The following is a 24211-nucleotide window of genomic DNA, read 5'->3' as shown; positions in this document are numbered from 1 at the left end:
GCCTCGCCGATGGTCTCGCTCCGGGTCTCGGAGGGGGGTGACCTGCGGCTGTGGCGGGTTGGAGTATGCCCGATCGGAGGCCCCGCGTCACGGGTTCACCGGTCATGGCCTGCGGATGAACGGAATTGGTCCGAACCATTGACGCACTGGTCTAGTCCATCTACGGTTCATCGGGCAACAAGGTTCGCGTTCATGTCAAGTTGAGCAGCCCACCCCCCATCTCCCCTTCCCACCGAGGAGAACCATGCTCAGACCGCACGGAAACCGCCCCCGCCCCCGCGGCCTCTTCGCGGCCACCGCCGCCGGCGCCGCGCTGCTCGCCACCACGCTCTTCGCCGGCACCGCCGCGGCGGGCACGGTCCCCACGGCCGTCGCCCCCAAGGCCGAGCCGGCCGCCGCCGCGCAGAGCGACGCGAGCGCTCCGGTGAGCGCCCTCCAGCAGGATCGGCAGGCCGGGCAGGACACGGCCGCCGCCGGCGGCAAGGTCGTCGGATACTTCACCAACTGGGGCGTCTACCAGCGCAATTACCACGTCAAGAACATCGAGACGTCCGGTTCCGCCGCCAAGCTCACCCATATCAATTACGCGTTCGGCAACGTCACCGGCGGCAAGTGCGCCATCGGCGACTCCTACGCCGACTACGACCGCGCGTACGACGCCTCCAGCAGCGTCGACGGCAAGGCCGACACCTGGGACAACGGCGCGCTGCGCGGCAACTTCAACCAACTGCGCAAGCTCAAGAAGCTGCACCCGAACCTCAAGGTGCTCTGGTCCTTCGGCGGCTGGACCTGGTCCGGCGGGTTCGGCGAGGCGGCCAAGAACCCCGCGGCCTTCGCCGACTCCTGCTACAGCCTGGTCAAGGACAAGCGCTGGGCCGATGTCTTCGACGGCATCGACATCGACTGGGAGTACCCCAACGACTGTGGCCTGACCTGCGACAGCAGTGGCAAGGACGCCCTCAAGAAGGTGCTCTCCGCGCTGCGTTCGAAGTTCGGCACGGGCAACCTCGTCACCGCCGCGATCAGCGCCGACGCCTCCAGCGGCGGCAAGCTGGACAAGGCCGACTACGCGGGCGCCGCGAATTACGTCGACTGGTACAACCCCATGACGTACGACTACTTCGGCGCCTGGGACGCGAAGGGCCCGACCGCCCCGCACTCGCCGCTCACGGCGTACCAGGGCATCCCGAAGGACGGCTTCAACTCGGACGCCACCATCACCAAGCTGAAGAAGATGGGCATCCCGTCCTCGAAGCTGCTGCTGGGCATCGGCTTCTACGGGCGCGGCTGGACCGGCGTCACGCAGGCCGCGCCGGGCGGCACCGCCACCGGACCGGCGGGCGGCACCTACGAGCAGGGCATCGAGGACTACAAGGTCCTCAAGACCAAGTGCCCGGCGAACGGCACGGTGGCCGGCACCGCCTACGCCAAGTGCGGCAGCGACTGGTGGAGCTACGACACCCCGGCCACGATCGGCGGGAAGATGAAGTACAAGCAGCAGCAGGGCCTCGGCGGCACCTTCTTCTGGGAGCTGAGCGGCGACACGTCGAACGGCGAACTGATCAAGGCCATCAGCTAGGGGTCCTGGTCCGACAGGTCCGACGGGTCCGGCAGGTCCGGCAGACAGGTCCGACAGGTCCGGCAGGACTGACGGGTTCGACAGGTCCGACACGTTGGACAGAGAGACCGGCGGGGAAGTACCGGGGCGGGCGGCCGTGACAGGCCGCCCGCCCCGCGCCGTTCAGCGCAGGGGCGGCGGCGCCGGGAACGCCGGCTCGTAGTCCTCGATCGTACGGAGCGTGTCGCCGAGGCCCCGGACGAGCAGCGAGCGCACCATGTCGCGCTCCAGCCCCTGGTGGCTCAGCCAGTCGAGGGTGACGCCCTCCACCGACGACAGCCAGCCGATCAGCGCGGTCCGGGCGATGAGCGGGATGTCGGCGCGCCCCCACGCGCCCCGGGCGATCGCCAGCAGCAGTTGCTCGCGCACCTCGGCCCGGATCGCGAGCACCTCGGCGTCGAAGCCGACGCCGCCGGTGACGATGGCGCGGTAGGCGGCCTGGTGGTGCTGGGCGTAGCGGAGGTAGCCGTCGATGGTGTGGTGGACGCGCTCGGCGGGCGGCAGATCGTGGGTGGAGGCGGCCCGTACGACGAGTTCGGCGACGGAGTCCTGGACGATCGCCAGGTAATAGCCGCGCTTGTTCTTGAAGTAGTAGTAGATGAGCCCCTTGGCGACGCCCGCGTGCCGGGCTATGTCGTCCATGGACAGCGCGTCGTAGGACGTGTCCGCGAACAGTCTCCTTCCGATCGCGATCAGTTCGGCGCGGCGCGCCTGGGAGCGCTCGGTGCCGCGAGCGGCTGGGGCAGCGCGCGTACCGCGCTGTTGACTATTATTCAATTTCAGCCCTAGTCTCCAACTGCCACCGGATTTCCGCAGTATGGCAGAGCCACGCCCCGCGGACTTCTCCCGGCGGCTGAGCCACCCCGCACTTCCCTGCGCGTCTGCACGTGTTCGCGGCTGCGCCGCAGCCGTCCGATGATCGCTGCCCCGGGGAGGAAGCAGTGAGCGGATCCAACCGGCGACTGCCGGAGGGCAGAACGGCCTGGAAGAAGACGGCGGTCGTCGCCGTGCCCGCCGTGCTCGCGGTCGGCGCGATGGCGGCGGTGATGGCCGAGGGGGCGCTGGCCGCGTCCTTCGCCGTCTCCGGCACGAGTTTCCAGGTCTCCTCCGGGAAGCTGACGAGCAAGGGCCTCTCCTCGTATGTGCAGACCGACCGGTCCGTGGACGGCAAGGGCCACCCGGTCGCCCTGCTCGGCATCGGCGACGCCACGCTCAGCGACATCTGCCAGTCCGCCTCGGTCTCCACGCCGCTGGGGACCGTGACGTTCAAGCTGACGGCGGGCGGCGACGCGGGCGATGTGACGGCCAGCAGCCTCGTCATCGACGGCGAGGACCTGGTCGGCGACGCCCGGTTCGGCACCGCCGAGATCGGCCGCGACGCCTCCACGCTGGACCGGGTGCCGGGCGTCCAGGGCGAGAAGGGCAAATTCGGCCTCCAGGCCGGTGACATCACCGTGGCCGGGGTCCGCTCGCACGCCTGGTCCGCGACCGGCGGCAACTTCCGGCTCCGGGGCCTCAGGCTCAATGTGAGCCTGGACGGCAAGAAGTGCTTCTGAGCGCCCGGCTCGCCCGGCGCCTCGACGAGCGGCTGCCGCTGCCGGACGCGCGGCGGGCCTTCCGCGGCTGGCGGCGGACCCGCCCCTTCTGGGCCGGGCTGCTGCTGGTCCTCGGCGGGGCGGAGCTGCTGCTCGTACCGCTGTCGCCGGTCACGGTCCTGGTGAGCCTGGGCCTGGGCGGGCTCGCGGCGATCGGCATCGGGCTGGCGCTGATCGTCGCCGGGCTCTTCCTGTGGTACGCGCCCGGCGCGCGGCACTACGTGAGCGTCAACGCGCTGATCCTGTCGGTGCTGTCCTTCGCCGCGACGAACCTGGGCGGGTTCCTCATCGGAATGGGGCTGGGCATCGCGGGGAGCGCGATGGGGTTCGGCTGGACGCCCGGGAAGCCGCCCGCGGCCTCGCGGGAAGGGGACGGCGACGACCCGCCCGCGGCCTCGCGGGAAGAGGGCGGCGACGAGCCGACCGCGCGGCTGCCCTCCGTCCGGGACGATCCGGGGCCCAGGAGGCTGGCGGCCGTGCTGCCCGTGGTGCTGCTGGCCGCCGTCGTGCCGCCGCCGGGCCGGGCCGCCGAGGCGGCGGAGCCTGGCCCGGCGGCGGTGCCCGTGCCGGCGGCAGCGCGCGCGCCGACCGTCAGCACCTCGCTGTTCGCGCCGAACGGCTTCCTGCTCGCCGGGGTCACCCACGTGCCCACCGCCGACGGCCCGGTGAAGGCGATGGTCCTCAAGATGCGGGCCGCCTCCCTCACCGACTACCGGCTCACCACCCGCGACGGCGGCCCCGAACTGGCCCTCGGCGCGCGGAAGCTGGACCTCAGCGGGGACGTCACCCTCTACCTCACCAAGTTCAGCGGGTGTCTGGAGGGCCTCCTCTGCCTCACCTTCACCCCCGACCAGTTGCCCGTGCCGCCGGTCGTACCGCCCTTCGTGTTCATGACGAACGTGGACGCCGAGCAGGCGCTGGTCACCTCGGACCTGATCGTCGCCGACGGGCTGACGCTGCGCGCGCCCGCCGACGGGGACCGCGCCGAGCCGTGATCATCCGTTGGCCGCGGCTCGGCGACAGATCCGGACCGCACCATTCCGCGGCGGGCGCTCCGCGCATGCCCCACCGCTCCCCCGCGCGGCGGCGGCACGGCCCGCCGGGCCGCCGGACGGGGCCCGGCGCGCGGTCGCGGCGCCCCTCGGATCGGTGACGGCGCTACGCTGAGCAGGGCAAAGGCCCGTACGCCCGTACGAGCCGCACCCGCGCGAAGAGGAGCCGCCGCCCATGTCCGTCACCCTCGATACGGCCTTCTTCCGCCGCTTCCTCGCCCGCGCCACGCAGGTCTTCGTGGCCGAGGCCGCGCACCTGACCGACCTCGACGCGGCCATCGGCGACGCCGACCACGGCGCCAACCTCAAGCGGGGCTTCACCTCCGCCGGGCGGGTCATCGCGGACGAGGCGCCCGCCACGCCGGGGGCGCTCCTGACCGCCGTCGGCATGCACCTGACCAACACGGTCGGCGGCGCGTCCGGGCCGCTGTACGGGACGGTGCTGCGCCGCATGGGCAAGGTGCTCGGCGAGGACCCGGTCGTCGAGCCCCCGGCGCTGGGCAAGGCCCTGACCGCGGCGGTCGCCAGCGTGCGGCGGCTCGGCGACTCCGCGCCCGGCGACGCCACGATGGTCGACGCCCTGGCGCCGGCGGCCGAGGCGTACACGTCGGCCCTGGCGGACGGCGGCGACGTCGTGGCCGCGCTGGACGCCGCCGCGCGCGCCGCGCACCAGGGCGCCGAGGCCACCGTGCCGCTCCAGGCGCGGCGCGGCCGGGCCAGCTACCTCGGCGAGCGCAGCATCGGGCACCAGGACCCCGGGGCCGCGTCGTCGGCGATGCTGATCACGGCGCTGTACGAGGCCACGGACACCGGGCTGCCGGAGGTCTTCGAGGGCGCGGAGGCCGAAGAGGAGGCGACGTCCGAGGGGGAGACGGCGGCCGCGCCCGCGACGCAGAGCCCCCAGCCGGCGGCAGGAGAAAAGGCAGATGTAAAGAAGGAGCCGAAGGAGAACGGCCGCGTCGGTGTCGTGCTCGTCTCGCACAGCCGCGATGTCGCCGCCTCGACGGCCGACCTCGCCAAGGCCCTCGTGGGCACCGGCGACCCGGCCCCGGTGGCCGCGGCGGGCGGCCTGCCCGACGGCGGCATCGGCACCAGCGCCGAGCTGATCCGGCGGGCCATCGCGGACGTGGACGAGGGCAAGGGCGTGGTGGTCCTCTGCGACATGGGCAGCGCCGTCCTCACGGTCAAGGAGATCCTGGCCGACCCGGCCGGGAACGGCGTCCCCGAGGACCTGCGCATCGCGGACGCGCCGTTCGTGGAGGGCGCGGTGGCGGCTCTGGTGACGGCCTCGGTCGGGGGCGACGCGGACATGGTCACCGCCGCCACGGACGACGCCAGGGGCTACCGCAAGGTGTGAGCGCCGGTAACCGGTAAGGGGCGGGGCCCATTGGGCCCCGCCCCTTACCACTGTCTCTTCGCACTCCCTCAGCGGCCGAAGAGTTCGAACGTCACCGCGGGCCGCCCGCCGAAGCGCGGCGCCGCGGCCGCCATGTTCCCCTCCAGGAAGGAGCGGCAGTAGCGCTCCGGCTCCTCGTCGGTGAGCGCCTCGATGTACGTACGGTGGGCCAGGAGCGACGCGACGGCCCGGTCGACGCCCGCGCCGGCGTCCACGGCGTGGGTGGGCCGGGGCGAGCCGGCGACGGCGACATAACGGACGCCGTTCCACGGCGCGAGGCCGTCCGCGACGAGCTCGGGGAAGATCCAGCGGTTCCCGGCGTCGGCGACGGCGTCGAGGACGGCCCGGCCCACGGCCCGGTGGTCGGGGGTGTTCCAGGCGACGCCGCCCCAGGTGTCGTGGTGGTTGAGGGTCAGCACCAGTTCCGGCCGGTGGGCGCGGATGGCGGCGGCGAAGTCGCGGCGCAGCGCGGTGCCGTATTCGATGACGCCGTCGCGGTGGCCGAGGAACTCCACGCTCCGCACCCCCACGGCGGCCGCGCTCGCGCGCTGTTCCCGCTCGCGCAGCGGCCCGGCCTCGGCCGGGTCCAGGCCGTCGATGCCCGCCTCGCCGACGGTGGCCAGCAGGTAGGAGAACTCGCGGCCGCCGTCGATCCAGGTGGCGATGGCCGCGGACGCCCCGTATTCGAGATCGTCGGGGTGGGCGACGATCGCCAGGGCGCGCTGCCAGTCGGTGGGCATCTCGGTGAGCGGTCCGTCGTTCCGGTCCGGGTCCGTGGCGGCCATCTCTGTCTCCCCTTCGTTTCCCTCGGCTCCGCGGTGCGCGTGGGTTGCAGGCTATGTCCGGCTTCTTCGCGGCGCACGGGAACTGGCGGGCGCCGGCGGCCGACTACCTGGTCCGGGCCCGCAGCGGCGGGCCCGCGCGTACGCCGAGTTCCTGGAGTGTTTGTGATGCGCCCTCGTGTGTGGTGCGGTGTGCTGGGTCTGCTGGCCCTGTCGGCGACGGCCTGCGGAGGCGGTGGGGCCGCGGAGTCGGACGGCGCGGCGGCGGACGGTGCGAAGGCGTCGGCGTCCGCCGCGGGCTTCCCCGTGAGCGTCGCCGACTGCGAGGGGGCGAAGACGACGTTCGACTCCGCGCCGCGGCGGATCGTGACGAGCAACGCGTCGGCCCTGGAGACGCTGCTGTGGCTCGGCGCGGGCGACCGGATCGCCGGGACGGGGTTCCCGCCCGGCAAGGGCACGATGCCCGCCGAGCTGGCGGAGCGGGCGGCGAAGGTGCCGGTGCTGGGCAAGACGGTGATCCCCAAGGAGAAGCTGCTCGGCTCCGGCGCGGATCTCTATATCGACTCGTTCTCGTCGATGAAGAACATGAGCGGCGCGGGCGACGCGCCGACGCCGCGGGAGTTCGCGGCCGCGGGCATCAAGCACGTGTTCCTGCGCTCGTCGGCGTGTGCCGCCCAGCAGAAGGGGCCGCGTACGGACCTGTCCGGGGTGCTGGCGGACATCGAGGAGCTGGGCAGGATCACGGGGACGTCGCGGCGCGCGGCCCAGCTCGTGGACGGCGCGCGGAAGAAGACGGACGCGGTGCGGGACGCGCTCAAGGACGTACCGGCCGACAAGCGGCCGTCGTACTTCTACTTCGACTTCGACGCCGGCACCAAGCAGCCGCTGGCCGTGTGCGACAAGCAGGTGGCCAACGCCGTGATCACGCTGGCCGGCGCGCGCAACGTCTTCGGCGGCTGCGACGGGGACTTCAAACCGGTCGGCTGGGAGGACGTGGTGGCGAAGAACCCGGACTGGATCCAGCTCGGCGTGCACAACCGAGGGAGCGAGGCGGCGAACGCCAAGGCGTTCGACCAGGCCGCGGGGTTCCTGCGCACCTTCCCGGCGACCAAGGGCCTGACCGCCGTCAAGGAGAACCGCTTCCTGCGGATCGGCGCGGAGCGCACCACGATCGGCGGGGTGCGCAGCGCGGACACGGTGCGGGAGATCGCCCACACGATCCACCCGGACCGGGTGAAGTAGATGACGCCGACGGCCGCGCTCACCGAGAAACGGGAAGAGGAGCGGGAAGGGACGCCTGACCGGCGGGAAGAGGAGCGGGAGGACGGCGTACGGACCATACGCGCCGGCTGGGTCGCCGCGGCGCTGGGCGCGGCGCTGCTCGTCGCGCTGGTCGCCTCGGTGGCCCTGGGGTCGACCCCGGTGCCGCTGGCCGGCGTATGGTCGGCGGTCGCGCGCGGGGTCGCCGGGCGGGAGCCCGCGCCGGGCACCCAGGACCTGATCGTGTGGCAGCTCCGGCTGCCGCGGGCGCTGTTGGCGGCGCTGGTCGGCGCGGGGCTGGGCGTGGTGGGCACGGCCGTGCAGGCGCTCGTGCGCAATCCGCTGGCCGACCCGTATCTGCTGGGCATCTCCAGCGGCGCGTCGCTGGGCGCGGTGGCGGCGATCGTGCTCGGTGCGGGCGCGGGCGGCGCGCTCGGGCTGGGGCTGTCCTCGGCGGCGTTCGTCGGGGCTCTGGCGGCGTTCGCGCTGGTGTGGGCGATGGCGCGGCGCGGCGGCGGGTTCTCGCCGCTGCGGCTGGTGCTGGCGGGGGTGGGCATCGGGCAGTTCCTGTCCGGGTTCACCAGCTATCTGGTGCTCCAGGCCGGGGACGAACAGCAGACCCGCGGAGTCCTGTTCTGGCTGATGGGCTCGTTGGGCGGCGCCCAGTGGGCCACCCTCGCGCTGCCCGCCATAGCCGTGCCGCTGGGGCTCGCGGCGCTGCTGGGCCGGGCCCGCGCGCTCAACGCCCTGCTGATGGGCGACGAGACGGCGGCGGGCCTGGGCGTGGACGTGACCCGGCTGCGGCGCGAGCTGTTCGTGGTGACGAGCGTCCTGACGGGCGTGCTCGTGTCGGTGTCGGGGGCGATCGGCTTCGTGGGGCTGATGGTGCCGCACGCCTGCCGGATGGTGGTGGGCGGCGACCACCGGCGGCTGCTCCCGGTCTCCGCGCTGTTCGGGGCGGTCCTGCTGGTGGTGGTCGATCTGGTGGCCAGGACCGCCCTGTCCGATCAGGAGCTGCCGGTGGGCGTGGTGACCGCGATGGTCGGCGCGCCCACGCTGCTGTATCTGCTGGACCGGCGATTGGAGCGGTCGTGAGAGACCGACGGGTCACAGGGTCGGGCTTCGGATTGGGGTCGGGATCGGGGTTGGTGCCGTCATGAGGATCGCGGTCGAGGACCTGGCCGTGTCGCTGTCCGGGCGCGAGGTGGTCTCCGGCGTGAACCTCCTCGCCGCCGAGGGCGAGATCGCGGGGCTGGTCGGCCCGAACGGGAGCGGCAAGTCGACCGTGCTGCGCACCGTGTACCGGCATCTGGCACCGCACGCCGGGCGGGTGCTGCTGGGCGATACGGACCTCCGCTCGCTGTCGGCGGTGGAGTCGGCGCGCCGGATCGCCGCGCTCCCCCAGGAGCGCGGCGGCGACTTCGAGCTGACGGTCCGCGAAGTGGTCGCCATGGGCCGTACGCCCTACAAGCGGGCCTTCGCGGCGGAGGACCGCGCCGACGCGGACGCCGTGGCCGGCGCGCTCGAACGGGTGGGGATGGCCAAGGCCGCGCGGCGCCGGTTCTCGGCGCTCTCGGGCGGCGAGCGGCAGCGGGTGCTGCTGGCGCGGGCCCTCGCCCAGGACCCCCGGGTGCTGGTGCTGGACGAGCCCACCAACCACCTCGACGTACGGCACCAGGTGGAGCTGCTGACGCTGCTGCGCGACCAACGCCGTACGACGCTGATCGCGCTGCACGACCTCAACGCGGCGGCGTCCGTGTGCGATCGGCTGCACGTCCTGCACGGCGGGAGGCTGCTGGCCTCCGGCCGGCCGCGCGACGTCCTCACGCCGGCGCTGCTGGCCGAGGTGTTCGGGGTACGGGCGGCGGTGGTGGACCACCCGCTGACCGGGGACCCGCTGATCGCCTTCGACCACCGTTCGGTGGCGGGGGCGGAACTGTGACGGGGCCGCCGCTCCCGCCTGCCGCCCTCGCGGGCGGCTCCGCGCAGGACCCGGAGACGCTTGCGTACGGGCAGTGCTGCTGCCCGTACGGCGCGGCGGCTGTGGCTCGCTCCGCTCAGGAGCCGGGGACGGTCCCATGCGGGCGCTGCTGCCCGTACGGGCCGGGGGCTATGGCTCCCGCGGCTCATTCCGCGTAGTGGCTGGGGCGCCCGTCCCGGAGGACGAGGCGCCCCAGCCGCTCCGCGTCCGCCCGGCGCATCAGTTCGGCGCTCCCGTCCCGCCGGCGCAGGACGGTGGAGTGCCAGGGCGTGGCCCAGGCGTCCGCGGACTCCAGGAGGCGGATGCCGAACTTGGCGGCGCCCGGCCGCTGCGGATGGATCGACAGCCGTACGGACCGGGGGTGGCGGTCGGCGATGAGGTCGCCCCAGGCGCGGCTGCGGGCGATGACGCCGTACGCGCGGGCGCGGCTCTCGCGTTGGAGCGCGGAGCGGCTGCCGGTGTGGCCGGTGGCGTCCTCGACGAGGAAGCGCGTGATGCCCCGGTAGAGGCGCGTCGTCTCCTCGTCGGTGCGGGTCAGGGCGCGCAGGGTGGCGAGCGCCGGCGCGTACGCCGTGGTCGCGCGCGCCCGCTTCTCGTCGTACGGGAGGTCGCCGTAGACCTCGCGCAGGTCGAAGGTGTCGAGGTGACGCAGGCCCGCGCGGCGGATCATGGTGCGCAGGGCGTCCCCGTACGCGTCGATGTGCGCGTCGGGCACGTTGATGAGGTCGCCGAAGATATGGCCGTCGGAGCAGATGAGCATCCGCGCGCCGGGCGCGTAGACCTCGCCGACGCGGGCGCAGAGCCGGTCGAGGAAGGCCAGGGAGAGCCGTTCGCCCTCGTCTGGGAGGTGACCGAGGACCTTGGCCGGGTTGGGCGACTTGCACGGGAAGCCGGGGAGGGTGAAGAGGACCGGCTCACCGGCCGAGGTGAACCGCCGTATCTGGGCGAGCTGTTCGGGGTGGCGCTCCACCGGATCTCCTGGCGGGGCCGGGGCCGTGGTGCGGTGGTACGGGAGGAGGAGGCCGAGGACGCGGGCCTCCGGCGAGGCCGTCGCCGTCGCGGGGGCGTCCGCGTGGCGCGGGTTCGGTTCGTCGTGCATCGGCAGGTCACCCTCGGGGGCACACGGGCCGGTCGAAGGCGACGGGCAGCCGGTCCACGCCGCGTCCGAGCACCGCCGGTATCCACTCGATCTCCTCGTCGGGCACGGCGAGCCGCAGCCCCGGCAGCCGTTCGAGCAAAGTGCCGAGGGCCACCTGGAGTTCGACGCGCGCGAGGGCGGCCGCCGGGCAGAAGTGGATGCCGTGGCCGAAGGCCAGGTGAGGGCCCTGCGTGCGGTCGAAGTCCAGGGTGTCGGGGTCGGGGAAGCGCTCGGGGTCGCGATTGGCGGCGCTGAGGGAGACGATCACGGAGTCGCCGGCCGGTACGCGCGTCCCGTGCAACTCGGCGTCCTCGGCGGGGAATCGCCAGGTCGTGAGCTCGAACGCCGAGTCGTACCGCGTCAGCTCCTCGACGGCACGGGCCAGCAGCTCCGGGTTCTCGCGTTCGGCGCGCAGCCGGTCGAGGGCCCGCGGATTGCGGAGCAGGGCCATGACGGCGGTGGTGAGCTGGTTGGTGACGGGCTCCTGGCCCGCGACGAGGAGCTGGAAAACCATCGAGTCCAGCTCCTCCCCCGTCAGCTCGCCCGCGCCTTGGGCGGCGACGAGCCGACTGAGCAGGTCGTGCCCCGGCAGGACCCGCTTGTACGCGACGATGTCGGCGATATATCCCTGGAGCCCGCGCAGCAGTTCCTCGTACGCGCCCCGGCCCGGATCGTCCGGCCCCACGGGCTGCACGGCCTTGCCCCACTCGCGGCGGAAACGGGCCGCGAGAACCGGCGGCAGCCCGATGACCTCGGCGAGCACCAGGAAGGGGAAGCGGGCCGCGAAGCACGCCACGAGGTCCGCGCCGTCCGCGTCGGGGTCCGCGTCGGCGTCCGCGTCGCCAGGCAGTTCGTCGAGGAGGGCGTCCGCGATCTCCTGGATGCGGGGGCGCAGCGCCTCCGCGCGGCGGGCCGAGAACGCGTCGAGGACCAGCCGTCTCATCCGGGTGTGCGTGGGCGGGTCCTGGTGCAGGAGGTGGACCTGGAGCTGCGAGTGCTGGGGCTCGGGCATGATCGAGGCACGGGCCCGCCAGCCGTCGTTGCCCAGGTCGTGGTTCTTGCCGAGACGGCTGTCGGACAGGGTCTGCTGGGCCGCGCTGTGCCCCGTGACGAGCCAGGCGGTGACGCCGCTCGGGAAGCGCACCCGGTGGACGGGGCCGGCGGCGCGCAGCTCCTCGTAGAGCGGGTAGGGGTCGCGCTTGTAGGCGCGGCCGTGGAGCGGGAAGGGGTCGGGCAGGGACACGGTGGTGATCTCCTCGCTGCGGCGCGGCGGTCGCCTCGCGGCCGCCGGGTCGGGGTGGGCCCCTGAGAAGTCGTACGGCGACGGGCGCGAGTTCCCGGGATTCGCGGCCGGGACGTGCGTACGGGCGTCGGCCGCGCGCCTTCGATCTCCAGGTAGTCGGCTGCGGGGACCCGCTGGTTCCCGGGGGCGAAAGGGACAATCCTCACGCGCCGGGAAGGGCGTTCGGCGGCTCCGGCGACCCTCGCGCCGTGCCACGATGCCGCGATGACAGCACGTCAAAACAGCCCGTACGCACTCCTCGCCGGCTTCGCCCTGCTGCTCGCCGCGATGTTCGGCATCGCCTACGCGGTCGGGTCGGCCATCGGCCCCGTGGCTCCCGGCATGCACGGCTCCGGTCCCGGCGGCTCTTCGGGCGGCTCCGGCGGCTCCTCCGGAGGCGGCATGGGCGGCATGGACATGGGCGCCCCCGCGCCGGAGACCGTCCGATGAGCGCGGAGACGACGGCGGGCGCGTCGGTGGGCACGGACACGACGGCGGGCGCGTCGGTGGGCACGGACACGACGGCGGGCGCGTCGGTGGGCACGGACACGACGGCGGGTGCGTCGGTAGGTGCGTCGGTGGGTACCGCGGTGAATACCGTGAGTCCGGCGGCGGGTCGCACGACGGAACTGGCGGTCGGCGGCATGACCTGCGCCGCCTGCGTCGGCCGCGTGGAGAAGAAGCTCGGGCGGGTCGAAGGCGTCAGCGCCACCGTCAACCTCGCGACGGGCCGGGCCCGGGTCAGCCACCCGGCCACGGTGAGCGCGGCGGAACTCGTCGCCGTCGTGGAGGCGGCGGGGTTCACCGCCCGGCACGTGGAGGCGGAGCGGCGGCGGGACGCGGCGGGCGGCCCGTACGGGGAGTACGAGGACGGTGCGGCCGACGCCGCGGCCGGGAGTGCCGCCGAGCGGACCCGGCTGCTGGTCACGGCCGTGCTGGCGGTGCCGGTCCTGGTGCTGTCCATGGTCCCGTCCTGCCAGTTCGACAACTGGCAATGGCTCTGCTTCGTGCTGGCCGCGCCGGTCGCGGCGTGGAGCGCGTGGCCCTTCCACGCCAAGGCGCTGCGCGGCCTGCGGCACGGCGGCGCGACCATGGACACGCTGGTGTCGCTGGGCGTACTGGCGTCGTTCCTGTGGTCGGCGTACGCGCTCTTCCTCGGCGGCGCCGGGGAGCCCGGGATGCGCATGCCGTTCACGCTCGTACCATCGGCGACGGGCGGCGTGGCCGACGTGTACCTGGAAGCCGTCGTCGGCGTCCCGCTGTTCGTGCTGACCGGCCGGCTGCTGGAGGGGCGCGCCCGGCGGGCCACCGGCTCCGCGCTGCGGGCGCTCGCCTCGCTCACCGTCAAGGAGGTCGTCGTACGGGCCGGCGGCACGGAACGCAGCGTTCCCATCGAGGAGTTGCGGGTCGGCGACCGTTTCGTCGTCCGGCCAGGCGAACGGGTCGCGACCGACGGGGTGATCACCGAGGGCGGTTCGGCGCTGGACATGTCCCTGGTCACGGGCGAGAGCGCGCCGGTGGAGGTCGGGCCCGGCTCGGCGGTCGTCGGCGGCGCCGTCAACTCCGGCGGCCTGCTGGAGGTATGCGCCGAGGCCGTGGGCGCCGACACCCGGCTCGCGCGCATCGCGCGGCTGGTGGAGGACGCGCAGAGCGGCAAGGCGCGCGTACAGCGGCTGGCCGACGCCGTCGCCGGAGTCTTCGTCCCCGCCGTCCTCGCCGTCGCCGTCACCGTGCTGGGCTTCTGGCTGGGCGCCGGCGCCGACCCGCAGGCCGCCGTCACGGCGGCGGTGGCCGTGCTCGTCGTCGCCTGCCCCTGCGCCCTCGGCCTCGCCACCCCCACCGCCCTGCTCGCGGCCACCGGCCGGGGAGCGGCGCTGGGCATCCTCGTCAGCGGCCCGCAGGCCCTGGAGGGGCTGCGGCGGGTGGACACGGTCGTACTGGACAAGACCGGCACGCTGACGGTCGGCGCGATGTCCGTGACGGAGGTGACGGCCCGTGCCGACGGGCTGGGCGAGGCGGCGGCGCTGCGCCTCGCGGGCGCGGTCGAGGAGGGCTCGGAGCACCCCGTGGGCCGCGCCATCGCCGCTCACGCCCGCCACACCCTGCCCGAACCGCCCCCGCGTGTCGAAGGGTTCACCGCCACGGCGGGCCTCGGGGTCACGGGCCTGGTGGCCGGGCACCGCGTGGAGGTACTGCGCCCGGACGGCGCTGCGATGCGTCCGGGCGGTGGGACGGTGCGCCCGGGCGGTGGGATAGTGCGCCCGGACGAGGGGACGGTGCGTCCTGACGAACGGACGGTGCGCCCGGACGCCGGGGCGGTGGCGGCGTGTCGGCCATCGGGCGGGGTGGCGGCGTGTCCGCCATCGGGCAAGAGTGAGGCCGACACGCCGTCGGGAGAAGCGGGGCTCCGGGCCGGGCACGCTCAGGGGGCTGCGACCTCAGCCGGGCAAGGCCCGAAAGCGGCGGCCCCGGTCGGACAAGGTCCGGAGGCGGAGGCCCGGTCCGCCCATGGCCAAGGGGCGGGGCCCGACACCACGTCATCGGTTGCCCCACCGCCCGCCGCGGCAAACCCCCGCCGGCCCGGCGCACTCCCCGATGATCACGACCGGCCCGGGGACCTCCCCGACGATCACGAACGGCTCGGCGCACTCCCCCACGATCACGACCGGCCCGGGGACCTCCCCGACGATCACGAACGGTCCAGAGACCTCCCCGCCGATCTGGCCGAGGCCGTGCGGATCGCGGAGGCGGCCGGGCGTACGGCCGTACTCGTGCGGGTGGACGGGCGCGACGAGGCGGTCATCGCGCTCGGCGACCGGCTGCGGCCCGGCAGCTACCGCGCCGTGGACCACCTCAAGCGGCTCGGGCTGCGGCCCGTTCTCGCCACCGGCGACAGCGACGCCACCGCGCACGCCGTCGCCGCCGAGCTGGGGATCGACGAAGTCCACCCGCGTTCCACGCCCGAGAGCAAGGCCGAGCTGGTACGGACGCTGCGCGCGAGCGGGCGCCGCGTCGCCGTGGTCGGCGACGGGGTCAACGACGCGGCGGCGCTGGCCGGCGCGGATCTGGGGATCGCGATGGGCGGCGGCACGGACGCCGCCATCGGGGCGGCCGATGTGACGCTGGTCCGCGAGGACATGCGGGCCCTCGCCGACGCGGTACGGCTGGCGCGCCGCACGCTCGGGACCGTACGCGCCAATCTGGCCTGGGCGTTCGGCTACAACCTCGTCACCGTCCCGCTGGCCGCGGTCGGGCTGCTGAACCCGATGGTCGCGGCGGCGGCGATGTCCGTCAGCTCGCTGCTCGTCGTCGGCAACAGCCTCCGGCTGCGCGGCTGGCAGCCGACGGCTTCCCGCGGTACGGCGGGCCGTGGCATGGCCAAGGGCGGCACGGCGGGCCGCAGCCCGCACGGTACGGGCGGCCCCGGCGGTCCCGGCGGCAAGGGCGGCTCAGATCGCGCCCGTACGAACACCCGAGGAGGCTCCCGGTGAACGCGAACACGAGCAGGAGCAGGAGCAGGAGCACGAGCACGAGCACAAGTACGAGTACGAGCGTCGGCGACGAAGCGGTGGGGGCCGCCCCCGCTCCCCTGTGGCGGGCCGTCGCCCCGGCCGTCCGTGCCGCGCTGGTCCCGGTGGCGGCCTTCGTCGTCGCGCTCGGCGGGCTCGGGGCGTGGGCGGCGTCCGGGGCGGCCGGCAGCCCGGCCGAACTGGAGGTGACGGGCGGCCGGATGCTCCTGCCGTTCGACGGCGGCGAGACCGCCGCGTTCTTCCAGGTCCGCAACACCGGCGGCGCGGACGACGAACTGCTGCGGGTGGAGGTCCCCTCCGCGCGTGAGGCGATGCTCAGCCGGAACGTCGAACGGGATGGCGCCGGCACGATGGAGATGCTCGGCTCGATGCCCGTACCCGCCGGCGGCGAGCTGGCGATGTCGCACCGCGGCATGGACATCATGGTGCAGGGCCCGCCGAAGGCGCGCGTCGGCGACCGGGTGCCGTTCGTGCTGCACTTCCGCGAGAGCGGCGCGGTCGAAGCCGTCGCCGAGGTCGTACGGCCCGGTAGCTGAGGGACGACGCAAGAGCGCGGCGCGGTCCGGGCCGCCGCCGAGGCCGTACGACTCGGTGGTGGATGTCAAAGGACAGCACCGGGTCGGGGGTTACGGGCGGGGCCCGTAACCCCCGACTTGGGCCGTCGATCAGTCGGCTAGGCCAGCGCCGGGACCCGCGCCGCCGCCGCTTCCGCGGTCGCCAACTGGCCGATGAGCGCCTCGCGGGCCCGCGCCACGCGCGAGCGCACGGTGCCGACGGGGCAGCCCGCCACGGCGGCGGCCTCGGCGTACGGCAGCCCCAGCAACTGTGTCAGGACGAACGCCTCACGCCTCTCGTACGGCAGCCGGTCCAGGAGCTGCGAGAGCGCCACCCCTTCGTCGAAGCCGGGCAGCGCCGGGGACTGGGTCCGTTCGGCCGCCGTCTGCCAGTCGTCGGTGTCGGAGAGCCGGGGCCGGGCCGCGTTGCACCGGAGCCGGTCGACGACCGTACGGCGGGCGATGGACAGCAGCCAGGTGCGCGCGGAGGAGCGGCCCTCGAAACGCGGCAGACCGCGCAGCGCCCGCAGATACGTCTCCTGGACCAGGTCGTCGGCGCCCTGCGGGTCGCCGCTGAGCCTGGCCACATACCGCCGGACGTCGCTCTGGGTGGCCCGGATGAAGCGGTCCACCGCCTCCGCGTCCCCGCCGCGCGCCGCGAGCGCCCACGCGGTCACCGCCTCGTCGTCACGCACGGCCGCCTCCCCCGCTGGACACGGCCCGGCTCGTACCGGCGACGATGAGGGGGTGGACTGCTGTGACGCCCGTACCGCCATATCCGCCCGCGCCGACGGCGAGGCGCTGCCCCCGAACGTGCCGGGGTACGCCCTCGACGCACACGTACGGGGCTGTGAGGCGTGCCGCCGCTTCGACGAAGGAGTGCGGCGGCTGAAGGAACTCGCCGCCGGGCTCGACGGGGCGTGGGGCGTGGGCTGAGCGGGGCTGCCGTTGCACGGCGGTGCGGGGCGGGTTGGGCTGCCGCACGGCCACGAGGGCTGTCGCGGCGGACCGTCGTACGGCCACGAGCGAGGCGCCGGGCCGGCGAACGGCCATGGGGGGCGGGTCGGACTGCTGAACGGCCGTATGGGCTGAGTCGGGTCGGCAAACGGCCGTAAAAGCTGAGCCGGGTCGGACAACGGCCGTAAGGGCTGAGCCGGGTCGGCAAACGGCCGTCGGGAGTGCGCCGGGCCGCTGAACGGCCCGTGTCAGGGCAGGGGTCATCGCCCTGGGTCCTTCCTGGAATCCGGGCGCCCGGCCCGTCGGGCGGGGCGCGCCGGTGACGTGGTGTTCCGGTCGCGTGGTGCGTGCCGTCAGACGACGGCGGCGCGGGCCGGCGGGCCACGGGTGGCGAGGACATGGGCGTAGAGCAGTTGCCGCAGCCGCTGCGCCGCGCGGGCGCGTTCGCCGTCGGCGCGGCGTATTCGGGGCGCGGGGCGGGTCGCCGGGGCGTCGTGGAAGAGGATGAAGAGCGGCGCGAACAGCCGCGCCGTGAGGGCGCGTCCGAGCCGGAAGGCCGCCTGCTCGCCGCCGCACAGCCACATGGCGGACACGAGGGCGACCAGGACGTGCGCGGACCACATCCCGAGCGCACCATGCCCCATGTGCGCCATATGCCCCATGTTGTGGGCGCCCGCCTGGACGGACATCCCACCGGACGTGCCTGCCATGCCTGACATGCCCGGCATACCCGCGGCGTTCATCGCCGCCATGCCTCCATCGCCGGCGGCCATGGAGTGCCCCATGCCCGCGGCGTGCTGGAGGCCGGCGGCCGCGCTCGTACGGGCCACGTTCTGCGCGATCTCGAAGAAGGAGTGCAGGCCGGACTGGGCCCCCACGGTGGCGAGCGTGACCAGCAGCGGACCGCGCTCGCGGCCGGCCATGAACCAGGCCGCGCCGCCCGTACCGCTGAGCGCGCCGCCGATCGCCCACCAGGGGACGGCCGTGCCGGACATGACCGCGTGTCCCAGGGCCGCGAGCAGCACGCAGACCGCCGCGAACACTGTGGCCCGCAGCGCCCGAAGACCGTGCCCCGCTTCCATGACCTCATCGTTGCACCCGGGTCTGACAGCCCGACGCCGGGGGCGCACACCGGGGGCGCACAGGGGCCGTCCGCCAAGGCGCTGAAGCGGTGCCGCGCGAGGGATGAGGAGAGTGATGAGGAGAGTGGGGAGGAAGGCGGGAAAGAGGGGCGCGGCTCCGCCTCACACCGTCCGCCCGGCGGTGCGAGGCGGCGGACCGGCGGCTCGGGGGAAGTGACCGGCGGTCCGGGGTCCCGTCGCGCCATGTGGGACTCGCCTCAGTGAGTGAACCGCTGCCCGCCGCCGGACGGGAGCGTGTGCGTCGAATGCGCTCGGGTGCGGTGCGCACACCCCGTGTGAACACGTTGGGCCGGAGTGCGGCGGTCCGGTTGCCGCCGACGTCGTGTCCAGCCGCCGATGGCATCGCGTCCAGTCGACGCCGGCGTCGCGTCCAGTCACCGATGGCATCGCGTCCAGTCGACGGCGCACCGTTGGTCCGGTGGCGAGCGGCACCGTGGGCCCGGTAGCCGACCGGCCCCACTGGTCCCGTTGCCCACGGCGGAGTCGAGCGTACGCGCAGCACGGACGCCGGAATCCGGGGCCGGGGCGGCCGCCGGGCGGGGCTTGTTCTTCCTCTTGCGGGGCAGTCGCCCGGCAGGGAATGTGGGCGGCAAGGAGGGATCATGACCGCGACCATGTGCGCGCCGCACGACTCCGGCGCGGGCGCGCCGGCCCGTGGGCGGCGGCCCCGTGCGGAGCAGTGCCCCAACTGCGGTGGGCAGCTCGCCGTGAACCAGGACGGCTGGAAGATCTGCCACGGCTGCGGATACGCCTCACCGCCCGGCTACGCGCCCCCTCCGCGCGGCACCACCGGCGGGGACATCGGCAGTATCGTCGAAATCGAGGCTGCCGAACGTTCCGGAGGGTCCACGTGGTCAACCCATGGCTCGCGCTGGCGGCGGACGCGGACCCCGTCGAAAGCCGCCGTGCGGTCCGCCGCGCACATGAGGAGTTCCTGACCGGGGGTGCGGTCGGCCCGCAGGTGCGGCGGGTGGTCGCCGACTCCTGGCGGCGCTGCGCGCGTTCGCGATCGGCGACGGAGGCCGTCGCGCCGATCGATCTGAGCGACGGCGAGTTGGCGGAGTACCGCCGGGCGCATCCGCTGGCGGGGGCGATGCCGCTGGTCAGGGAGTTGCTGGGGTCCGTGGCCGACGAGGGGGCGTATCTGCTGGCGGTGTGCGACGAGTACGGGCGCATGCTGTGGGTGGAAGGGCACGCGGGCGCGCGGAGCCGGGCGGAGACGATGAACCTGGTGGCGGGCGGCCGCTGGGACGAACGTCACGCGGGCACCAACGGCCCGGGCACGGCGCTCGCGACGGACCACGCGGTGCAGATCTTCACCACGGAGCACTACAACCGCGTGGTGCAGCCGTGGACGTGCGCCGCCGCCCCGGTGCACGACCCGTGCAGCGGGCGGCTGTTGGGCGCGGTGGACATCTCCGGCGGCGACCATCTGGCGGGCCCGTACAGCCTGGCGCTGGTCCAGGCGACGGCCCGCGCGGCGGAGGCGCGGTTGTCGGCCGTGCCCCGGGCGGAGCGGGACTTCCTGACGGCGCTGGGGCGCGACGAGGCGCTGCTGTCGGTCGGCGGGCGGCGGCTGCGGCTGGGCCGGCGGCACAGCGAGATCATGGTGCTGCTGGCCTGTCACCCCGAGGGCCTGACGGGCGATCAGTTGGCGCTGGAGCTGTACGGGGAGCGGCCGGTCGACCCGGTGACGCTGCGCGCCGAACTCTCCCGGCTGCGCCGCCTGGTGGGCCCGCTGCTCGTCTCGCGCCCGTACCGGCTCCGCGCCCCCTTGCGTACGGACGTGGCGACGGCGACCGAGGAACTGGCGGCCGGAGCGCTGCACGCCGTCTCGCGCACGTACCGGGGCCCACTCCTCCCCTCCTCGGAGGCGCCGGGCGTGCGCCGGGCGCGGTACGTACTGGAGGACGGGGTGCGCCGGGCGCTGCTGGCGGCGCGCGACCCGTATCTGCTGCGGTGGTGGGCGCAGTCGTCGTGGGGCGAGGACGATCTGGAGGTGAGCGAGGCGCTGTTGGGCGTACTGGCGGCGCGGGCGCCGGGCCGGGAGGCGGTGGCGTCGCGAACGGGGAGACTGCGGGAGGCGTACGGCGTGGCGAGGGGCGGCGGGTAGCCCTGGGCGAAGGGTAACCCTGGGCGAAGGCGCGCGCCGAACGCCCGCCCCGCCGCCCGGCCGAGGCCACTGGCGCGGCGTAGGGGCAACGTCCGCGCGACGACCCGCGGCGCAGGGGCAACCTCAGCGCGACGACCTGCGACGCAGAGCGCAACGCCCGCACAACGCCCCGCGGGCACAAGGCGCAACGCCGCACGACGGCCCACGGCCCAGGGCGCGCCACCGCACTACGACCCGCGACACAAGGCGCGCCACCCGCACAACGCCCTGCGGCGCAGAGCGCAACGTCCGTGCAACGTCCCGCGCCCTAGCCTCCTGCCCACACCGCCGTTCGCGACGGAGCGGGCGGCAGACGGACGGAAGGCCGCCCTAGATGACTCGTTATGCCAGCCCTGGTTCCGCCGACGCGATCGTCTCCTACAGCTCGCGGTACGACCACTGGATCGGCGGCGAGTACGTGCCGCCCAAGCAGGGCCGGTACTTCGAGAACCCGACGCCCGTCAACGGCCAGGCGTTCACCGAGATCGCGCGGGGCACGGCGGAGGACGTCGAGCACGCGCTGGACGCGGCCCACGCCGCCGCCCCGGCCTGGGGCCGTACCCCGCCGGCCGAGCGGGCGACGGTGCTGAACCGGATCGCGGACCGGATGGAGGCGAACCTCGAAGCGCTCGCGGTCGCGGAGAGCTGGGAGAACGGCAAGCCCGTACGGGAGGCGCTGGCGGCGGACATCCCGCTGGCGATCGACCACTTCCGGTACTTCGCGGGGGCGATCCGGGCCCAGGAGGGCAGCCTGTCGGAGCTCGACGAGGACACGGTCGCGTACCACTTCCACGAGCCGCTGGGGGTGGTGGCGCAGATCATCCCGTGGAACTTCCCGATCCTGATGGCGGCGTGGAAGCTCGCGCCGGCGCTGGCCGCGGGCAACGCGGTGGTGCTCAAGCCGGCCGAGCAGACGCCGGCCTCGCTGCACTACTGGATGAGCCTGGTGGCGGATCTGCTGCCGCCGGGCGTCGTCAACATCGTGAACGGCTTCGGCGTCGAGGCGGGCAAGCCGCTCGCGTCCAGCCCGCGGATCGCGAAGGTCGCCTTCACCGGGGAGACCACGACGGGCCGCCTGATCATGCAGTACGCGTCGGAGAACCTCAAACCCGTCACGCTGGAGCTCGGCGGCAAGAGCCCGAACATCTTCTTCGACGACGTGTCGTCCGCCGACGACGACTTCCTGGACAAGGCGCTGGAAGGCTTCACGATGTTCGCCCTGAACCAGGGCGAGGTCTGTACGTGCCCCTCCCGGGCGCTGATCCAGCAGGGCCACTACCGCGCCTTCATGGATGCGGCGATCGCCCGTACCGAGGCGATCGTGCCGGGGCACCCGCTGGACACGGACACGATGATCGGCGCCCAGGCGTCCAACGACCAACTGGAGAAGATCCTCTCCTACCTCGACATCGGAAAGCAGGAGGGCGCCCGCATCCTCACCGGCGGCGCCCGCGCCGACCTCGGCGGCGAACTGGCGGGCGGCTACTACGTCCAGCCCACCGTCTTCGAGGGCGACAACCGCATGCGCGTCTTCCAGGAGGAGATCTTCGGCCCCGTGGTCGCCGTCGCCCCCTTCTCCGACTTCGACGACGCCATCAAGATCGCCAACGACACCCTCTACGGCCTCGGCGCCGGCGTCTGGACCCGCGACGGCAACCTCGCCTACCGCGCCGGCCGCGCCATCCAGGCCGGCCGCGTCTGGACCAACTGCTACCACGCCTACCCGGCCCACGCCGCCTTCGGCGGCTACAAGCAGTCAGGCATCGGCCGCGAGAACCACAAGATGATGCTGGACCACTACCAGCAGACCAAGAACCTTCTCGTGTCGTACTCGCCGAAGAAGCTGGGCTTCTTCTAGAGGCACAGCCAAAGGCCCAGCGCGGTAACTCCCGCTTCCACTTTCTCCCACTGCCGAAGGTCGTACGGGCGCTTGTCCAGGCCGGAGGTGCGCCGCCACCGCTCCCCTCCCGGGGTTCCTTGAACGCATAGAGGGAAGCGGGGCGGGCGCGGGCCCGCCCGCAGGCTCCCACGGCCATGGCGTCCGCCGGCATGGGGCCTGCGCCCTACCCGGTTCCCGCGGCGCGGCCGGCGCGGCGGGAGAGCTCCGCGAACGCCGTACGCAGTTCCGGTGGCGCGATCACCTCGATCTCGGTGTCGAAGCGGGCCAACGCCGCCGCGAGGGCGGCCCAGGACCAGGAGCCCGTCGTCAGCCTGGTCCGGTCGGTGCCGAGTGCCTCGACGCCGTCTTCGTCGGCGAACGGGGCCACCTCCGCCACCGGCAGGCCGAGGATCACCTCGCCGCGGCAGGGCCAGGCGTCCGCGCCCTCGGAGCCCTTGAACCGGGCCGAGAGGAAGGCGGTCACGTCGCCACCCGGCACTTCACGGGGAGCGACCTGCGGCCCGGTCGGGACCCGCGGTGTCATCCCGTCGACACGGAAGGTCCGCCAGTCGCCGCGGTCGGGGTCCCAGCCGGCGACGTACCAGCGCCCGGCACGTACCACCAGGTGATGCGGCTGCACCCGGCGAGTCGGGCGCGGCTCGGCGTCCTCGGTGCGCCCCGGTGGGCGGTAGTCGAACCGCAGCTCCTCCCCCGCGCGGGCCGCGGCGCTCAGCGTCAGCAGGATCTCGGTATCGACCTGCGCCTCGGCGCCGTGCCCGGCCGCGCTGATCTTGAGGGTGTCGACCCGCTGCCGCAACCGCGACGGCAGCACCTGCCGCACGGTGGCGAGCGCCCGCGCGGCCGCCTCCTCGATGCCCGCGCCCGTCCCGACGGCGATCCGCAGCGCCACGGCCAGCGCGACCGCCTGCTCCTCGTCGAACAGCAGTGGCGGCATCTGGCTGCCCGCTTCGAGTCGGTAGCCGCCGTCGGGGCCCTTGATCTCCTGCACGCGGTAGCCCAGCTCGCGCAGCCGGTCGATGTCGCGGCGCACGGTTCGCTCGCTGACGCTCAGCCGCTCGGCGAGCAGGCCGCCGGACCAGTCGCGGCGGGCCTGCAGCATGGACAACAGCGCCAGCAGCCGGCTGGAGGTCGTCGTCGAGGAGGCGATCGGCATGTTTTCACCCTGCCAAGAGAAGCGGACGTTCTCTGACCTGTACTGCTGACAACGTCGGTCCTGTCGCCGGAAACCTCCGGCACCTGAAAACACTCGTGAAGGACCGGAACACCATGTCGCTCAACGCTGTCGCGCACCTGAACTTCCACGGCCAGGCCCGCGAAGCCCTGGAGTTCTACCAGTCGGTCTTCGGCGGCCGGCTCACCGTCGCCACCTACGCCGACTTCGGGATGCCCGCCGAACTGCCCGGCGCGACGAACGTCGTTTTCGGCCAGGTCGTCGCCGACAGCGGCTTCCGGGTCATGGCCTACGACGTGCCCGGCGACCACGCGCCTGCCACCCCTGGCGCGCCCACCACCCGTCGGGAGAACGGCACCACGATCACCCAGGAGCCGTTCTTCCTGTCCGTCCGCGGCGACAGCGTCGACGAGGTCACCCCCGTGTGGGAGGGCCTCGCCAAGGGCGCGACCGTGATCGAGGCGTTCGGCCCCGCCCAGTGGGCCCCTGCGTTCGGGATGCTGGCCGACCGCTTCGGCGTCACCTGGATCGTCGACGTCGCGGCCGAGTACACCCAGTCCTGACCGTTCCGCGAGGGGTGCGGCCGCACCGGCCGCACCCCTCGTTATGTTTTCCGCGGCTCCGCAATGGGGCCGCTGGCCTCCGGGTCCGGCATGACTGTTGCCCCCTGTCGAAGGGATGACCTGGGGGGTGGTGTCACC

21 protein-coding genes and 1 pseudogene are annotated in these 24211 nt (G+C 73.9%); 15 read left to right on the top strand and 7 right to left on the bottom strand.

Annotated features, from left to right (window positions below):
- Window positions 1–244 precede the first annotated feature (244 nt).
- Window positions 245–1579: a glycoside hydrolase family 18 protein gene (locus IF55_RS17530; protein ID WP_030882588.1), complete on the top strand. Its 1335-nt coding sequence runs from the start codon at window positions 245–247 to the stop codon at window positions 1577–1579.
- A gap of 162 nt (window positions 1580–1741) precedes the next feature.
- Here the strand turns inward: IF55_RS17530 and IF55_RS17525 are convergent, their stop codons facing one another.
- Window positions 1742–2395, bottom strand: coding sequence for a TetR/AcrR family transcriptional regulator (locus IF55_RS17525; protein WP_030882584.1), 654 nt, complete (start codon window positions 2393–2395; stop codon window positions 1742–1744).
- Window positions 2396–2559: 164 nt separating this feature from the next.
- Between IF55_RS17525 and IF55_RS17520 the strand changes: the two genes are divergently transcribed.
- The 4 genes and pseudogenes from IF55_RS17520 to IF55_RS40680 all read left to right on the top strand — a co-directional run bounded on the left by IF55_RS17520 (window position 2560) and on the right by IF55_RS40680 (window position 5622).
- Complete coding sequence (locus IF55_RS17520) at window positions 2560–3174, top strand: DUF6230 family protein (RefSeq protein WP_030882581.1); 615 nt, start codon at window positions 2560–2562, stop codon at window positions 3172–3174.
- The gene (locus IF55_RS17515; RefSeq protein ID WP_211270002.1) at window positions 3165–4208 is read left to right on the top strand and encodes a DUF6114 domain-containing protein; all 1044 of its coding nucleotides are present in this window, start codon (window positions 3165–3167) and stop codon (window positions 4206–4208) included. Before IF55_RS17520 ends, IF55_RS17515 begins: the two co-directional genes overlap by 10 nt.
- 232 nt (window positions 4209–4440) lie before the next feature.
- Window positions 4441–5073, top strand: a pseudogene (gene dhaL, locus IF55_RS40685) (dihydroxyacetone kinase subunit DhaL); the annotation flags it as partial.
- 159 nt (window positions 5074–5232) lie between these two features.
- Window positions 5233–5622: a PTS-dependent dihydroxyacetone kinase phosphotransferase subunit DhaM gene (locus tag IF55_RS40680; protein WP_398245346.1), complete on the top strand. Its 390-nt coding sequence runs from the start codon at window positions 5233–5235 to the stop codon at window positions 5620–5622.
- 68 nt (window positions 5623–5690) lie between these two features.
- Here IF55_RS40680 and IF55_RS17505 read toward each other — a convergent pair whose 3' ends face one another.
- Window positions 5691–6446, bottom strand: coding sequence for a PIG-L deacetylase family protein (locus tag IF55_RS17505; protein ID WP_048832116.1), 756 nt, complete (start codon window positions 6444–6446; stop codon window positions 5691–5693).
- A gap of 165 nt (window positions 6447–6611) precedes the next feature.
- Between IF55_RS17505 and IF55_RS17500 the strand changes: the two genes are divergently transcribed.
- The 3 genes from IF55_RS17500 to IF55_RS17490 all read left to right on the top strand — a co-directional run bounded on the left by IF55_RS17500 (window position 6612) and on the right by IF55_RS17490 (window position 9645).
- Window positions 6612–7685 (top strand): ABC transporter substrate-binding protein, encoded by a 1074-nt coding sequence (locus IF55_RS17500; RefSeq protein ID WP_030882569.1) that lies wholly within the window; start codon window positions 6612–6614, stop codon window positions 7683–7685.
- A complete protein-coding gene (locus IF55_RS17495; RefSeq protein ID WP_078644590.1) occupies window positions 7686–8798 on the top strand; it encodes a FecCD family ABC transporter permease in 1113 nt (370 codons plus the stop codon).
- A gap of 61 nt (window positions 8799–8859) precedes the next feature.
- Entirely contained in the window at window positions 8860–9645 is a 786-nt protein-coding gene (locus tag IF55_RS17490; protein ID WP_030882564.1) for an ABC transporter ATP-binding protein, read from the top strand.
- Between the two features lie 184 nt (window positions 9646–9829).
- On the opposite strand, the gene IF55_RS17485 is transcribed toward IF55_RS17490, so the two are convergent.
- Both IF55_RS17485 and IF55_RS17480 read right to left on the bottom strand, forming a co-directional pair.
- Window positions 9830–10783, bottom strand: a complete 954-nt coding sequence (locus IF55_RS17485; protein ID WP_030882561.1) for an L-tyrosine/L-tryptophan isonitrile synthase family protein — start codon at window positions 10781–10783, stop codon at window positions 9830–9832.
- A gap of 7 nt (window positions 10784–10790) precedes the next feature.
- A complete protein-coding gene (locus IF55_RS17480) occupies window positions 10791–12074 on the bottom strand; it encodes a cytochrome P450 family protein (protein ID WP_030882558.1) in 1284 nt (427 codons plus the stop codon).
- A gap of 255 nt (window positions 12075–12329) precedes the next feature.
- Between IF55_RS17480 and IF55_RS17475 the strand changes: the two genes are divergently transcribed.
- The 3 genes from IF55_RS17475 (at window position 12330) to IF55_RS17460 (ending at window position 16170) form a co-directional block, all read left to right on the top strand.
- On the top strand, window positions 12330–12554 hold the full coding sequence (locus IF55_RS17475) for a hypothetical protein (RefSeq protein WP_037964852.1): 225 nt from the start codon (window positions 12330–12332) through the stop codon (window positions 12552–12554).
- 194 nt (window positions 12555–12748) lie between these two features.
- Entirely contained in the window at window positions 12749–15595 is a 2847-nt protein-coding gene (locus IF55_RS40675) for a heavy metal translocating P-type ATPase (RefSeq protein ID WP_245661247.1), read from the top strand.
- On the top strand, window positions 15592–16170 hold the full coding sequence (locus IF55_RS17460; RefSeq protein ID WP_245661238.1) for a copper chaperone PCu(A)C: 579 nt from the start codon (window positions 15592–15594) through the stop codon (window positions 16168–16170). Before IF55_RS40675 ends, IF55_RS17460 begins: the two co-directional genes overlap by 4 nt.
- Window positions 16171–16307: 137 nt before the next feature.
- Here the strand turns inward: IF55_RS17460 and IF55_RS17455 are convergent, their stop codons facing one another.
- Window positions 16308–16883 (bottom strand): sigma-70 family RNA polymerase sigma factor, encoded by a 576-nt coding sequence (locus tag IF55_RS17455; protein ID WP_037964845.1) that lies wholly within the window; start codon window positions 16881–16883, stop codon window positions 16308–16310.
- Window positions 16884–16935: 52 nt separating this feature from the next.
- Here IF55_RS17455 and IF55_RS17450 point away from each other — a divergent pair, with 52 nt between their 5' ends.
- The gene (locus tag IF55_RS17450) at window positions 16936–17124 is read left to right on the top strand and encodes a zf-HC2 domain-containing protein (RefSeq protein ID WP_030883116.1); all 189 of its coding nucleotides are present in this window, start codon (window positions 16936–16938) and stop codon (window positions 17122–17124) included.
- A 374-nt stretch (window positions 17125–17498) separates the two neighbouring features.
- Here IF55_RS17450 and IF55_RS17445 read toward each other — a convergent pair whose 3' ends face one another.
- Window positions 17499–18227, bottom strand: a complete 729-nt coding sequence (locus IF55_RS17445; protein WP_030882544.1) for a hypothetical protein — start codon at window positions 18225–18227, stop codon at window positions 17499–17501.
- A gap of 910 nt (window positions 18228–19137) precedes the next feature.
- On the opposite strand from IF55_RS17445, the gene IF55_RS17440 reads away from it, so the two are divergent.
- Together IF55_RS17440 and adh are read left to right on the top strand one after the other, a co-directional pair.
- Window positions 19138–20400, top strand: coding sequence for a GAF domain-containing protein (locus IF55_RS17440; RefSeq protein WP_037964842.1), 1263 nt, complete (start codon window positions 19138–19140; stop codon window positions 20398–20400).
- 373 nt (window positions 20401–20773) lie between these two features.
- Window positions 20774–22297 carry an aldehyde dehydrogenase gene (adh, locus tag IF55_RS17435; RefSeq protein WP_030882540.1) on the top strand — a complete coding sequence of 508 codons (1524 nt, stop codon included), beginning with the start codon at window positions 20774–20776 and terminating at the stop codon, window positions 22295–22297.
- Between the two features lie 205 nt (window positions 22298–22502).
- Here the strand turns inward: adh and IF55_RS17430 are convergent, their stop codons facing one another.
- Window positions 22503–23492 carry a helix-turn-helix transcriptional regulator gene (locus IF55_RS17430; RefSeq protein ID WP_030882538.1) on the bottom strand — a complete coding sequence of 330 codons (990 nt, stop codon included), beginning with the start codon at window positions 23490–23492 and terminating at the stop codon, window positions 22503–22505.
- Between the two features lie 113 nt (window positions 23493–23605).
- On the opposite strand from IF55_RS17430, the gene IF55_RS17425 reads away from it, so the two are divergent.
- Entirely contained in the window at window positions 23606–24073 is a 468-nt protein-coding gene (locus IF55_RS17425; RefSeq protein ID WP_030882537.1) for a VOC family protein, read from the top strand.
- The last annotated feature ends 138 nt before the right edge of the window (window positions 24074–24211 follow it).

Origin of the sequence: Streptomyces varsoviensis, from assembly GCF_000718635.1 — a bacterium.
GTDB classification, from domain to species: domain Bacteria; phylum Actinomycetota; class Actinomycetes; order Streptomycetales; family Streptomycetaceae; genus Streptomyces; species Streptomyces varsoviensis.
Note: the sequence above shows the minus strand (reverse complement) of the source record. Positions and strands in the feature narration are given on the sequence as shown.